Source organism: Ruegeria sp. CE9 (assembly GCF_056537425.1).
On the sequence record NZ_JBQFRO010000010.1, the window covers coordinates 79,108 to 92,995 of the forward strand.

The following is a 13,888-nucleotide window of genomic DNA, read 5'->3' on the forward strand; positions in this document are numbered from 1 at the left end:
GGTGCCATTCCCTGTCGCCGCAGATCAAATCCTGAGAATTCCGCTTTTGCCGCTGCTGGCCATTCAAGGCCAATCGGTAAAGCGCAGCGCGCGTTTTCTGCCCGAGCCATCAGGTCCACGCAACGGGCGCGCTGGACGCGGTCCGAGGCTGCGCCTTTTGATCGCTGGCGACAGCTCTGCGGCTGGAGTAGGAGCTGGAACCCAAAGTCAGGCGCTTTCGGGGCAGTTGGTCACCCAGTTGACCAAACGCTATTCTGTTGAGTGGAGGCTCGAGGCAACCACAGGGTACACCACACGAGACACGATCCAGCGGCTGCAAAGTATCTCAGAGAACTTTGACGTTGTCGTAACCGCGCTGGGTGTCAACGACGTGACCCGCGCGGTTACGCGCCGAGCCTTTGAGCGCCGCCAAGCGCAGTTGTTGGAGCTGTTGACCGGTCCAATCGGGGCAAGGCATGTTGTTGTAACCGCTGTCCCCCAGATGGCACGCTTTCCTGAATTGCCCCAACCGCTAGCCTGGTTTTTGGGCAAGCAAGCGGAAAGGCTGGATCACGGGTTGCAAAAGGTGGCCGCTGGATTTCCGCAAGCCTCGCATCTGGCGCTAGACTTACCCGATGACCCGGCGCTCGCCGCACCAGATGGATATCATCCCAGTCCCAAGACCTATGCGATTTGGGCCAAAGAAATTGCTCGGATTATCCGCTAGGTCTGAGAGCGAATTTGCCTGATCATCGGGATCGAATACACCACCAACGCAGCCCAGATCAGGGGAAATGCAATCATTCTTGCCCGATCAATATGTTCGCCGAACAAGGTAATCGCGGTGATGAAAATCATCGTGGGCGCGATGTATTGCAAGATACCCATCGTCGACAGCCGCACCAGTTTGGCCCCATTGGCGTACAGCAACAGTGGAATTGCGGTAACCAGCCCCGCCCCCGCCAGAAGCGCCGTGTCGGACGTGGCTGCACCAAAATGTGCGGTCCCAGTGAACCCCAGCCAAGTGGTGTATGCCAGGGCTGGGATCAGCAGGATGAGCACTTCAAGCAAAAAGCCCTGATTGGGTCCGATCGGAAGTGAGCGTTTGAAGAATGCATAGAACCCCCAACTGATCATCAAGCCCAGGGCGGCCCAGGGTAGGCTTCCTGCCTGAAACACCAAAACCAGCACCCCCAAAGCGGCCAGCCCGACCGCAATCAGTTGCGTCCGGGTCAAGGGTTCGCGCAGCAATATCGCTCCCAGCGCGATACTGAACAAAGGGTTGATATAATACCCCAGTGCAGCGTCGAGCGCATGGCCTGACGAGATCGCCCAGACATAGATCGCCCAATTCACAGAAACCAGAGCAGCCGTAATCGCCGCCATTCCCAGCATCTTGGGATTTCTCAACGCAGCTTTCAGATCACCGGTTCGCCCAAGTGCAATCAGTAACAGCCCGGCCACCGGAATCGACCAAACAACCCGATGAGCGACAATTTCGATCGGACCAATATGCTCCATCGCTTTCATGTAAAGCGGAAGAAACCCCCAAAGAAGATACGCAGACACGGCCAGAACCAGCCCTTTGGGCGTGTCCATGTTGTTTTGTGGGATGGGGGTGTCTGCCACAGTGAGCCTCCGACTGATACCGTGTTTCTTTACGGCAAGTCAGACAGGCTTGGGAACCTTCAAAACCGTGAAGCGCATCATCAGGAATTTTGATACGTCACGCCTGGGTCGAGGGGCTTTAAGAATAGAACCGGGGCGCCGAAACGCCCCGTCAATTTGATTACACTTTGACGCGTTCGGATTTCGGGTCGTACATCGGTTTCAGCGAAACCTCGGCTTTCACCTTTACGCCACACACATCAATCTCGTAGGTCGAGGCAAGGACATCTGCCGCCTTTTCACCTTCGGACGGGACATAACCCAACCCAATAGCACCACCCAAAGTGTGACCATAGTTGCCCGACGTCAGGTAGCCCACATATTCGCCATCGCGAATGATCGGTTCGTTGTGGAACAGCAGCGGTTCAGCATCTGTCAGCTTGAACTGAACCAGACGGCTCTGGGGTCCGCTTTCCTTGCGGGCAATCACCGCTTCGCGCCCGATGAAATCGCTGCCCTTGTCGACTTTGACAGCAAAGCCCAGCCCGGCATCGACGACATGATCTTCACAGGTGATGTCGTGTCCGAAATGGCGGAATCCCTTTTCGATCCGCGCGCTGTCCATCATATGCATGCCGCAGAGTTTCAGGCCCATGTCCTGCCCGGCCTCATACAGGGTTTCAAATACATGGCTCGCCATGTCCGAAGACACATAGATCTCCCAACCCAGCTCACCTACATAGGTCACGCGGTGAGCCCGGGCGAGGCCCATGCCGATCTCAATGTCCTGCGCTGTTCCGAACGGATTGGTCGCGTTTGTAAAATCAGCCGGTGAAACCTTTTCCAGCAACGCGCGGGCATTCGGACCCATGACCGCCAGAACACCTTCCCCTGCGGTGACATCTGTGATGACCACATTGAAATTGCCTGCATGGCGCATCATCCAGGTCTGATCGGCCTGACGGGTCGCGGCCGGGGTGACGACCAGATAGGCGGTCTCGGTCAGGCGCGTAACCGTGACATCAGCTTCGATCCCGCCTGCGCGGTTCAGGAATTGGGTATAAACGATCTTGCCGTTCGGCACCGAGTAATCGCCGCCGCCGATATAGTTCATGAACTTCTCGGCATCCGGCCCTTCAACGCGGATCTTGCCGAAGGATGACATGTCATACATGCCCACATTCTCGCGCACGGCGCAGTGTTCTGCGGCCGAGTTCTCAAACCAGTTCTGGCGTTTCCAGCTATACTGATATTCGCGCGCTTGCCCGTCATTGGCAAACCAGTTGGCGCGTTCCCAACCCGCCAGTTCGCCCATTACCGCACCCTGTTCCAGCAGGTGGTGATGGAACGGTGTCCGGCGTACACCACGCGCGGTCGCCTTTTGGCGATACGGGAAGTGATCGGCATAGAGCAGGCCCAGCGTCTCTTTCGAGCGCTCAAACAAGTACTGCTTGTTGCCCTGAAATGGCTGCATGCGGCCGATATCCACATCACCCAGATCGAATGGCTTCTCGCCGGAATCCATCCATTCTGCCAGCGCCATTCCAGCACCGCCTGCGGATTGAATACCAATCGAGTTGAACCCTGCCGCAACCCAGACATTGTCCATCTCGGGCGCAAGACCCAGATGATAGGCGTCATCGGGCGTAAAGGATTCAGGACCATTAAAGAAGGTATGAATACCAGCTTCGGCCAACAGCGGAACGCGCTCAACGGCTTTTTCCAGAATCGGCTCGAAGTGGTCGAAATCTTCCTGAAGCTGGTCGAATTCAAAGGTATCCGGGATACCGTTCATCGCCCATGGTTTCGATTCCGGCTCGAACGCGCCCAAAAGGATTTTACCCGCGTCTTCCTTGTAATACGCGTATTCATCCGGCACGCGCAACACCGGCAGCTGGGTCATGCCGTCAATGTTTTCTGTTACGATATAGAAGTGTTCGCAGGCGTGAAGCGGCACATTAACACCGGCCATACGGCCAACTTCATGACCCCACATACCGGCACAGTTCACCACCATATCGCATTCGATGTGACCCGAGGCGCTGCCATCATCTGCAACCCAATCGACGCCAGTGACCGTGCGTCCCTGCTTGACGATGTCAGTTACCTTTACGCGTTCTTTGACGATTCCACCGCGCTGCCGTGCACCTTTGGCCAATGCAAGCGCGATGTTTGCAGGATCGCCCTGTCCATCCAGCGGCAGGTAGACCGCGCCCTTTATCCCATCAAGATTGATGTGCGGGTAAAGCTCTTGCACACGCTCATTTGAAATCTCTTCAACCTCAACCCCGAAGGCGCGGGCCATTGCGGCCTGGCGATAGATTTCTTCCTTACGCTCTTCTGTCAAAGCAACCGTGATCGACCCGCAACGCTTGAAGCCCGTCGCAACACCGGTTTCTTCTTCAAGCGAGCCATAAAGCTCCTGGCTATACTTTGCCAGCTTGGTCATGTTTTTGGTTGCGCGAAGCTGCGCGATCAGACCCGCTGCATGCCACGTCGTACCGCTGGTCAGTTGCTTGCGTTCCAGCAAAACAACATCGGTCCAACCTTTCTTGGTTAGATGGTACGCGACCGAGCATCCGATGACGCCGCCGCCGATGATGACCACTCGGGCCTTGGTGGGAAGATCAACCATGTTGATGACTCCGATGTCTCAGGTTTGGCGCAAATTGCCATGATGGAGCGACAAAGAAAGCGTCAAAAGCGTCAACTCGATTGCAAAAATCACCGATATTCAACGCCCCTTTTTTTACGCCTTAGGACAAAGGGTGTGACGCCAAAAAAGCTTTTATACACAGATGAAAATCCGTTTGGAAAACCGCAAACCAGTCCGATCTCCCGGACACTCATAGTGGTGTTCAAAAGCAGGTTGTTGGCCTTGGCCAATCGCATCTCACGATAAAAGCCGTTCGGCGTGGTTCCGAAAACGGCCTTGAACTTGCGTTCGAGCGAACGGTTTGACACGTGCAACATGTCGACGATCTGATTGATCGGCAAAGGCTCTTCGATATTGGCCTGCATCAACTTGATGCACTGATCCAGCTTTTCGTCGCCCGTGGCCGTTTTTCGGGCCCCTGAAAATGGCTGCATCGACGAAAAATCCCGAATGCTCTCATGCAGCATGATGTCGGCGACGGTCATCTTGGCTGCGCCCGAGATATGCCGCCCGATCACCGCCAGTGCGACATCTGTCGTTGCCTCCATTCCCGCACAGGTCACAACAGCGCCCTGCTCGGTCGCGATTGAAAGCTTGGCTTCGAACCGTGCCCCGCGTTCACGCAAAAAAGAAGCGTTCTCCCAATGGGTTGCCATGTGATCTGCGCCGTTTTCATCGATGTACCGGCTTGCTGCTTCGGCCAGCAGAAAGACCTGAGCACCGCGATATGTGTAGTCTGACACGACACGCCCCAAGGAAAGCTCTGGCTGATCCGGATCAGAGTTTCCAATGACGAACAGGTAATCTGCCTTGGTCTGTGCTGGTATGGATTCGGTGGAAACGGTCGCACCGCTGCTGCTTTCAACCGGCCCGCCCTTGCGGGATCGATAGGTGAATGTGAACGGGGGATGCGTGCATACCCGGTTCGCTATGCGCAACACGTCGACCAGCGAGGCCAGTTCCAGCAGTACGTAACCCGGCGCAACCAGAATATCAAAGTGGCGCTGACTGCTGTCTTGCAATTGTCCCGATTTGGCACGGACCGACATCTGAGGTCCCCTTAGACAATCTTGTGCCCGGCCGCGCGCAAACGATCGGCAAGTGTTTTGATGTGATCAGGTCCGACTTCGCAGCAACCGCCAACGATTGTAGCACCCTGCGCCACCCAGTCCATTGCATGTTGCGCATAGGCTTCAGGGCCCAGATCCGTGCGGCTTTCTAACGCGTCAACCGTTGGGGCATCCTTCAGGAAGCCATCCTTTATACCCGTAAATCCGTTGGCATAAGCGCCATATGGGCAACCCATATCTGCGATAATCCCCAATGCCGCAGGAATAGCCTCGGGCCGGGCGCAATTGATCAGAACCGCTTCGGGGGCAAATTGCTCGACCAGTGGGGCAATATCCCCCAAAGCTTCACCCGACCGCAAACGAGTGCCGTCCTCATCCATCACCGACAAGGCCAACCAGACGGGTTTGCCGCACTTCTCTGTGCCGCGTAGCGCACCTTCGGCTTCCAACACCGAAGATACTGTTTCGATCAGGAACAGATCGACCCGGTTTGCCATCATTCCAGCCAACTCGGCGAATTTTTCTGCCGCGTCTTGCGGATCCGGATTCAGGTCGGGCCGGTAGCTGGCCAAGAGCGGTCCAAGCGCACCCGCAATGCGCCCGCCAGTGTCATGACGGGCCTGTTCGGCGCGGGTTAGGGCCGTTTCAATCAGCAAAGGCATCTGATCTTCGATCCCCTCGCGCACCAGACGCGAACGGTGAATGGCGTAGGTGTTCGTTGTGGCAATCGTTGCACCACTTTGGAAATAGGCGGCATGGACTTCGGTTAACAAGTCAGGCTTGTCGATCATCACCCGTGTCGACCACAGCGGCGTGGGCCGGTCGCCACTGCGTTTCACCAGTTCCTGACCGATTGAGCCGTCCAATAGCGTTATGTCAGCCATTCGCTCCCCCTTTTTTAAGGAACCAATACCAGCTTTCCAGGCAAGGTCTTGGACAAAAAGTCCTCTTGAGCCTGTATGATGTCACGCAATGGGTAGGTCTTGGAGACCAAAGGCTTGATCCGCCCCGCATTCATAAGCGCCACGAGCCGACCAAATACCTCGGGCGTCTGCTGCGTGCAGCCATGGATTGTGATGTCGCGCAGATAGATATCGCGTAAGTCGGCAGTGACCATTGGGCCTGCAATCGCGCCGGATACAGCATAGTGCCCACCGGGTTTCAAAGCCAAAATAAGGTCTGGCCATGCCGCACCGCCAACGACATCAATGACGACATCAAACATATCTTTTGGGACCGGGGCGTTGCGGTCATACGTATCTGTTGCACCCTGCGACTTGACCACATCCGCCTTGGTCTCGCTAGTTACCCCCCAAACCTGAGCCCCGCGAAGCGCTGCGAGTTGGACTGCAGCAAGGCCCACTCCGCCTGAGGCCCCTGTGATCAGCACATTCTGACCCGCCGTAACGCCAGCACGGGTCAACAGGTTTTCAGCCGTTCCAAAGGCACAAGGGATGGCTGCAATTTCGACATCACTCAAGGGCGAGTCTGTCACGTCATAGAGATCATTGCTGTCGACCAAACAATACTGCGCAAAGGCCCCATCAATTTCCGAGCCAAGCGCGATGAACCCTGCCGGATTATTTGGTCCGGGGCGTGGTAAGTTGATCGGGCAGGTCACGCGTTGGCCGGGTTTGAATCCGGTTGTCGGATCAGCCAGTTCGACGATCCCGCACAAATCACCGCCCTGTATGCGCGGGAACTGTAACGCCCCGCCCCAACCTCCGGCCTGCACATCCTGATCGACGGCATCTGTTGCCCCGGTCACGTCCGAGGAATACCAACCGACACGCGTATTGATATCCGTGTTGTTCACCCCAGCCGCTGCGACCCGAACCAGCACCTGACCGGGGCCGGGTTTTGGCACGGGTATGTCTTCGCGCCACTCCAGCGCGTCTGACCCGCCATGGCGGGTCAGATAAACACCATGCATCAAGCTGGGCACGCCCATGGATCAGGCCCGCAGCCTTTCGTTGGAAGGATCCCAAAGGGGTTGATCTTCCTGCACGACCGCCGGGAACTTCTGACCGTAAATCTCGACCTCCAAAGCGGTTCCGGGGTTGGCGAGTTCAGCTTTGACCATGCCCAATGCGATGGATTTACCTACGCGGTAACCCCAAGCACCCGAGGTTGTCTCCCCGACGATCTCGCCATTCTGCCAGATGCAAGACATATAAGGCGCATCGCAGTCACCCGCATCCACGGTCAGAGTAACGAAGGCTTTCTTCACACCTTGCTGCTTTTCATTCAGAATCGCGGCCTTGCCCGGGAAGTCCTGCGGCTTGTCGAGTTTGACGAACCGTCCCAGTCCGCCTTCCAACAGCGAGTAATCGGTCGACAGGTCGCCTTTCCACGCGCGGTATCCTTTTTCGATTCGCAGCGAGTTTAGCGCATACATGCCAAATGGCTTGGCACCAGCGTCGAGAATTGCGTCGTAGATTGCGGGCATATGCTCGTTCAGCGCGTGAACCTCCCAACCCAGCTCACCAGCAAAGGAAACTCGGATCAGATAGGCCGGTTGCCCAGCCACGGTTGCTGCCTGATGGGTCAGCCAACCCAGCGACAAGTCTGCATCCGTCAAGTTAGAAAGGATTTCACGAGATTTCGGGCCAGTGACGATCAGCGTGTCGCGGGTCGTGGTGACGTCCTCAACAGACACGCCTTCGGGCATTACGGCCATCAGCAGGTCACGGTCATGCCACTGAGCGGTAGCTGCAGTGATCATCACGAACTCATCTTCGCCCAACCGCAGACAGGACATCTCGGTCAAGATACGGCCCCGATCATCCGAGATGTAGACCAGATTGATGCGTCCGACTTTGGGTAGACCCCCAGTGACCAACCCGCGCAGAGCCTCGGCCGCGCCATCACCCTTGACCATGAAACGCGAAAAGCCGGGCAGGTCGAGCACACCACAATGATCGCGTACGGCTTCACATTCTTCTTTGACCCGCTGCTCCCACGGGCCGGACCGGCCCCAGGTGTGGGTGGCTTCCAGCGATGTGTCGTCGCCCGGTTGCGCGAACCAATTGGCACGTTCCCAACCGTTGTATACCCCCATGACGCCGCCCAGTTCCTTGACCTTGGCGTGCACTGGCGAGACCTTTTTGTCGCGCGCGGCGGGCCATTCGTGATGGGGGAAGTGCATGGCATATTCGTTGCCATAGACTTCCATGCCCTTCTGATTGCAATAGTCCTGATCGGTGTAGTCAGTATAGCGACGCGGATCGACGGCCCACATGTCCCACTCGGTATGTCCATCGACGATCCATTCGGCCAGCACCTTGCCTGCACCACCACCTTGTGCGATGCCGAAGGTAAAGGAGTGGGCCTCAAACGCGTTTCTAACGCCAGGCATCGGGCCGATCAGCGGTAGACCATCGGGTGCATAAGGGATCGGGCCATTGATCACGCGGCCAACACCCGAGGTTGCCATCAAAGGCACACGCTCCATCGCGTCGGTGACGATGTCCTCGATACGGTCCAGATCGTCATTCCAAAGCTGGAAGCTGAAATCCTCAGGCATCGGATCATCTTCGGTCATCCAGTGGCCTTTGCAGGTGGGCTCGTAAGGACCAAGGTTAAAGCCATTCTTCTCCTGCCGCAGATAGTAAGAGATATCGACGTCGCGCAGCAAAGGCAGCTTGCCGCCGTGTTCCTTTGACCATGCCTCAACTTCGGGCACTTCATCGGTCAGTAGATACTGATGGCTCATAACCATGGCCGGGACGGTACGGCCACCGAAGGGCTTGAACATCTCACCAACGCGCTGCGCGTAATATCCGGCGGCATTGACGACATAGTCACAGGCGATGTCACCTTTTTCAGTATGCACTGTCCAAGTGCCATCATCATGCTGGGTCACATTGGTTGCCGGGCAGAAGCGGACAATCTTTTGCCCCATATCCCGCGCACCCTTGGCAAAAGCCTGCGTCAGCTGCGCCGGGTCGATGTCACCGTCCGTTGGATCATAAAGCACGCCTTCTAGGTCGTGGATTTCCAGGAAAGGATAGTGTTCTTTCGCCTGCTCGGGGGTCCACATCTCCATCGGGATGCCCTGATAGCGGCCCATCGACATGGCATGTTCGAATTCCTGCATCCGCTCTTTGCTGTGCGCCAGACGGATCGAACCCGAGACATGGTAGTTCATGGGATAGTCGACCTCATCCGCGAGGCGCGAATACAGCTCGGTCGAATAGCGCTGCATGTTCATGATTGCCCAGGAATTCGAGAATGTCGGAACGTTGCCCGCGGCATGCCAGGTCGAGCCTGCCGTCAGCTCGTTCTTCTCCAGCAGGACACAATCGGTCCAGCCCTTCTTTGCCAGATGATAAAGCGACGAACAGCCGATGACACCGCCACCGATGATGACCACACGGGCCTTGGTTGGAAAATCACTCATGTGTTTGGTTCCCTATTAATGTGCCCGCTGGGGCAGGTCGTCTTTGATGTCATAGTAATCGCCCTTATCCGCCACAAAGATGTGCTGGGCGAGTTTCAACCCGGTGGGTTCGTCTAACGAACCCACGGAAATTGCGATCGTGTCCTCTTCATTGTGCTGCCAAAAGAGAAACGAACCACAAGCGCGGCAAAATCCGCGCTTGGCAATGTCAGAAGCGCGATACCAGCCTAACGTTTCGCTGCTGATAAAGCTCAGATTGTCTTGATGTGTCACAGTTGACGCCCACAGATGCCCCGACTGTTTGCGGCACTGGCCGCAATGGCAGGCATTGGGTGGGGTGGGGTGAGCTCACCATCGATGGCAAAAGCGACAGAACCGCAGAGACAGGAACCCTTATGCATAGCTTTACCCTCTCGCTGTGGGCGTTGAGCTGGCTCCCAGCAAAACGCCATAAACAATGAAACAAGTCGCCATCACGCGGCGCACCCAGATATTGAACACTGCACCCAATGCGGCCTTGCCCATCAACGCACCCAGCAGGGTGAAACCGGTATAGCTGAGCGTGGTGATGACCAGAGCGGTGGGCATGATCACGACCATCTGCTGCCAAATCGGAACATCCGGCTGCACGAACTGCGAAAATGCAGCGAGGTATCCGGCCACGCTTTTTGGATTTATCGTGGCGACGGCCAACGCGTGCAAATAGACATGCCGCGCCGGGCGCTCCGACGCCGGAGCCGGTTTTGCTGCGTTCATCCAACCGCGAATGCCCATCCAGATCAAAAACCCTGCCCCGACCAACTTGGCCAGAAAGAACCCCGTTGGCGAGGCCGCAATCAACGCTGTGATCCCAACGGCCGACAGGATCAGGAACGCACCTGCCTGCGTCAGAATAGCCAGCACACCCAACATCGCTTTGGGAAACGGCAGGCTCATCCCGTTAGAGATGCAGTTGACCGCGTTCGGCCCTGGGGTGGTTACGAAAACCACCCAGAACAGCGCAAATATGGTCCACGCCTCAAAACTCATCAGTACACCGGAGGTGCGATGACCCAAACAGCAACCGCGGGTTCATCAAATGGGTTGGACCATGTGTAGGGTTCGTGCTTGATCCGGAAGCTGTCGCCGGGACCAACGCGAAAACTACGCGTGCCGATCGTCAGGTCCAGACAACCCGAAACCATATAGCCCACTTCTTGCGTTGGCCGGTTCGCCGGTGTTTGCATCTGCGAGCGCGGCTCGAATGTGGAATGAACCATCTCAAAATCGTCGGTCAGATCGGGCGAAAGCAGTTCTTCGATCAGCCCTTCTTCGCCTGATCCCATTGGGCGGCGCGTTCCGGCCCGAACCACGTACCCCTGCTCTTCTGCCGGTGCGGCGGAATGGGCAAACAGCATCGACATCGGTACGCCCAAACACTCGGCGATCTGGCGCAGGTCCGAAATCGAAGGCTCAGACATGTCTCTTTCGACTTGGCTAAGCCAGCCGACGGACCGATCCAATCGATTGGCGATTTCGGTCAGAGTCAGCCCACGCGCCTTGCGCAATGCACGCAGGTCAGCACCTAGTGATGCACTGTGGGGGGCTTGCGAGTTCAATCTGAGCTCCGAGTCGGCGTGAAAATTTACTTTACTTTTTCACGGTGCCCTGAATCGGTGAAATTTCCAAGTATTTTTTCACTTGGGCCCGGAAATTTTGTTCGCTATTCACGACCCATGTGGATTGCCGTCATCTACCTTTGGACCATCAACACCCTGACGTTACTGGCCTTTGGCTGGGACAAGTTGCATGCACGCCGCAGAAAACGGCGCATCCCTGAACGTCGCTTGTTGTGGATGGCGGCGCTGGGGGGCAGCATGGCCGCGCTACTGGGGCGTTGGATCTTCGGGCACAAGACACGCAAACGCAGTTTCTCGGCGTGGCTCTATGCCATCACAGCGACTCATGCAGGGCTTTGCTATTTGATGGTTTCCCACGATCTTGGAACACTGCTGCGATAGGAGCAAATCCCTTAGCGCGCGAATACATCCGCAAGGATCGCCCCCAATGCACTCGCATCAGCCTGGGTAAAGGCATCGGGCTTATCGCTGTCGATATCGAAGACCGCGATCACGTTTCCGTCCGCATCCCAAACCGGCAATACCAGTTCAGACTTTGTGGAAGTAGCACATGCGATATGGCCGGGGAACGCGTCCACGTCCGGGACCAACTGCGTTTGTCCCGTGCGGGCAGCCGCGCCACAAACTCCACGCTCGAAAGGGATCACAAGGCAGCCGTGCCCCCCTTGATACGGTCCGATTTTCAGCACTTCGGGTTCTGTCACACGGTAAAACCCTGTCCAGTCGAAACGGTCATCGGAATGATGCACTTCGCATGCAATCGTGGCCATCAGCGCAATCTCATCGGTTTCGCCTTCGGTCAGAGCTGCAATGGTTTTGGCAAGTGAGTCGTAGTCGGCTGTCATCTAGGTAGACCTTGCATCCGGAGAGTTGAGGGCGCAGCCCACAAATCCCCGAAGTATTGGCAAAACGAAGGGGCGTCAAACCCGTTCTATCGCGATGGCAGTGCCCTCTCCGCCGCCGATGCAGATTGCCGCCACGCCGCGCTTGAGGTTCCGTTTCTCCAGTGCATTGAGCAGAGTGACCATGATCCGCGCCCCGGAGGCGCCGATCGGATGCCCAAGCGCACATGCCCCCCCATTCACGTTTACGATGTCACGCGACAGGCCCATTTCATGCATGAAAGCCATTGGCACAACGGCAAAGGCTTCGTTAACCTCCCACAGATCGACATCCTCTTTCTTCCAGCCGATACGATCCAGCAATTTCTGCGCCGCAGGGACCGGGGCAGTCGTGAATAGATCAGGCGCTTGCGCATGGCTGGCATGACCAAGAATTCGTGCACGCACAGTCAAGTTCTGCTGCTTCGCCGCCTCTGCCGAGGCAAGCACAAGCGCCGCTGCGCCATCCGAGATCGAAGAAGAATTGGCCGCCGTGACCGTTCCGTCTTTGCGGAATGCTGGTTTCAGCGTGGGTATTTTCTCGGGCCGTGCTGATTTTGGTTGCTCATCTGCCTCCAGCACAACCTCGCCTTTACGGGTCTGGATCTTGACCGGTGTAATCTCGCGATCAAAGGCGCTGGCGTCCTGCGCGGAAAGCGCGTTGGAGAGCGATCGCAGAGCGTATTCGTCCTGTGCCTCGCGCGTGAACTGATAGGATTCGGCGCAATCTTCAGCAAAAGTGCCCATCAGTCGGCCCTTGTCGTAGGCATCCTCGAGCCCGTCGAGAAACATGTGGTCAACCACCTGGCCATGACCGATACGGGCACCACCACGCATCTTGGGCAGCAGATAGGGCGCATTGGTCATACTCTCCATCCCGCCTACAACCATGGTTTGGGCATGGCCCAACGCGATCTGGTCAAACGCGATCATTGCGGCCTTCATGCCCGAGCCACACATTTTGTTGAGTGTCGTGGCGGGCACGTCTTCTCCCAAACCGGCGGCGAACCCGGCCTGACGCGCCGGTGCCTGCCCTTGACCAGCAGGTAGGACGCAGCCCATCAGCACCTCATCAACTGTCTGGGCACCCGCACCCTCCAGCGCGGCACGGATAGCAGCACCGCCCAAATCCGCGGCAGCGACGCCGTCGAACATGCCCTGAAAACCTCCCATCGGCGTACGCGCGGCCCCTGCTATCACAACCTCGTTCATCCGAAATCTCCCTATACTTCCCAGACCATGGATACCGAATGGTAAGAATTACCGTCTAGCGTATTTCTACCATCAAATTGCTACGCGAAGGGCGGTTGATCATGGGGCTCAGCAGCGACATGTCCGGCGAGACACAAGTAATATCCGTTAATTGCGAACGGATCGATGCCGCAATGGCGATTCAATTCAAAGAAGACATGCGTGCAGCGACTCAAACCGACGCAAAACGGGTGGTGCTGGATTTATCAGCGGTAGAATTCATCGATTCCAGCGGATTGGGGGCGATTGTCGCCTCGATGAAGCAGTTGGGCGAAGGGCGCCGATTGGATCTGGCCGGACTGCGCCCGATCGTCGAAAAAGTGTTTCGCCTGACCCGTATGGATACCGTGTTCATGCTGTTTGCATCGCTGGATGAGGCGATGCGCGCAGACGCAGACTGACGACCAGCAAGGGTAGATCGC

At 56.8% G+C, this 13,888-nt stretch carries 14 protein-coding genes; 3 read left to right on the forward strand and 11 right to left on the reverse strand.

The features are described from left to right. The first annotated feature begins 1 nt into the window (after position 1). The gene (locus tag ACR0B3_RS17625; RefSeq protein ID WP_480810193.1) at positions 2–706 is read left to right on the forward strand and encodes an SGNH/GDSL hydrolase family protein; all 705 of its coding nucleotides are present in this window, start codon (positions 2–4) and stop codon (positions 704–706) included. On the opposite strand, the gene rarD is transcribed toward ACR0B3_RS17625, so the two are convergent. The 9 genes from rarD to ACR0B3_RS17670 all read right to left on the reverse strand — a co-directional run bounded on the left by rarD (position 703) and on the right by ACR0B3_RS17670 (position 11,313). Further along, on the reverse strand, positions 703–1,578 hold the full coding sequence (rarD, locus tag ACR0B3_RS17630) for an EamA family transporter RarD (protein ID WP_480810289.1): 876 nt from the start codon (positions 1,576–1,578) through the stop codon (positions 703–705). The genes ACR0B3_RS17625 and rarD overlap by 4 nt on opposite strands. Before the next feature lie 190 nt (positions 1,579–1,768). Next, on the reverse strand, positions 1,769–4,222 hold the full coding sequence (locus tag ACR0B3_RS17635) for a GcvT family protein (RefSeq protein ID WP_480810194.1): 2,454 nt from the start codon (positions 4,220–4,222) through the stop codon (positions 1,769–1,771). Positions 4,223–4,311: 89 nt separating this feature from the next. Beyond that, the gene (locus tag ACR0B3_RS17640; RefSeq protein WP_480810195.1) at positions 4,312–5,292 is read right to left on the reverse strand and encodes a GlxA family transcriptional regulator; all 981 of its coding nucleotides are present in this window, start codon (positions 5,290–5,292) and stop codon (positions 4,312–4,314) included. Positions 5,293–5,303: 11 nt separating this feature from the next. Then, a complete protein-coding gene (locus ACR0B3_RS17645) occupies positions 5,304–6,197 on the reverse strand; it encodes a homocysteine S-methyltransferase family protein (RefSeq protein ID WP_170761291.1) in 894 nt (297 codons plus the stop codon). A gap of 14 nt (positions 6,198–6,211) precedes the next feature. Continuing rightward, on the reverse strand, positions 6,212–7,264 hold the full coding sequence (locus tag ACR0B3_RS17650; RefSeq protein WP_480810196.1) for an alcohol dehydrogenase family protein: 1,053 nt from the start codon (positions 7,262–7,264) through the stop codon (positions 6,212–6,214). 3 nt (positions 7,265–7,267) lie between these two features. After that, on the reverse strand, positions 7,268–9,715 hold the full coding sequence (locus ACR0B3_RS17655; protein WP_480810197.1) for a GcvT family protein: 2,448 nt from the start codon (positions 9,713–9,715) through the stop codon (positions 7,268–7,270). Between the two features lie 15 nt (positions 9,716–9,730). Then, positions 9,731–9,988, reverse strand: coding sequence for a GFA family protein (locus tag ACR0B3_RS17660; protein ID WP_480810198.1), 258 nt, complete (start codon positions 9,986–9,988; stop codon positions 9,731–9,733). A gap of 132 nt (positions 9,989–10,120) precedes the next feature. After that, positions 10,121–10,744, reverse strand: coding sequence for a LysE family translocator (locus tag ACR0B3_RS17665; protein ID WP_480810199.1), 624 nt, complete (start codon positions 10,742–10,744; stop codon positions 10,121–10,123). Beyond that, the gene (locus ACR0B3_RS17670; RefSeq protein WP_480810200.1) at positions 10,744–11,313 is read right to left on the reverse strand and encodes a helix-turn-helix domain-containing protein; all 570 of its coding nucleotides are present in this window, start codon (positions 11,311–11,313) and stop codon (positions 10,744–10,746) included. The genes ACR0B3_RS17665 and ACR0B3_RS17670 overlap by 1 nt, the downstream gene beginning before the upstream one ends. Before the next feature lie 117 nt (positions 11,314–11,430). Between ACR0B3_RS17670 and ACR0B3_RS17675 the strand changes: the two genes are divergently transcribed. Further along, complete coding sequence (locus ACR0B3_RS17675; RefSeq protein WP_480810201.1) at positions 11,431–11,715, forward strand: DUF1294 domain-containing protein; 285 nt, start codon at positions 11,431–11,433, stop codon at positions 11,713–11,715. Between the two features lie 11 nt (positions 11,716–11,726). On the opposite strand, the gene ACR0B3_RS17680 is transcribed toward ACR0B3_RS17675, so the two are convergent. Both ACR0B3_RS17680 and ACR0B3_RS17685 read right to left on the reverse strand, forming a co-directional pair. Beyond that, positions 11,727–12,179, reverse strand: coding sequence for a GAF domain-containing protein (locus tag ACR0B3_RS17680; protein ID WP_480810202.1), 453 nt, complete (start codon positions 12,177–12,179; stop codon positions 11,727–11,729). Between the two features lie 75 nt (positions 12,180–12,254). Continuing rightward, positions 12,255–13,427 (reverse strand): thiolase family protein, encoded by a 1,173-nt coding sequence (locus ACR0B3_RS17685; protein WP_480810203.1) that lies wholly within the window; start codon positions 13,425–13,427, stop codon positions 12,255–12,257. Between the two features lie 101 nt (positions 13,428–13,528). Here ACR0B3_RS17685 and ACR0B3_RS17690 point away from each other — a divergent pair, with 101 nt between their 5' ends. After that, positions 13,529–13,867, forward strand: coding sequence for an STAS domain-containing protein (locus ACR0B3_RS17690; protein ID WP_480810204.1), 339 nt, complete (start codon positions 13,529–13,531; stop codon positions 13,865–13,867). Positions 13,868–13,888: the final 21 nt, after the last annotated feature.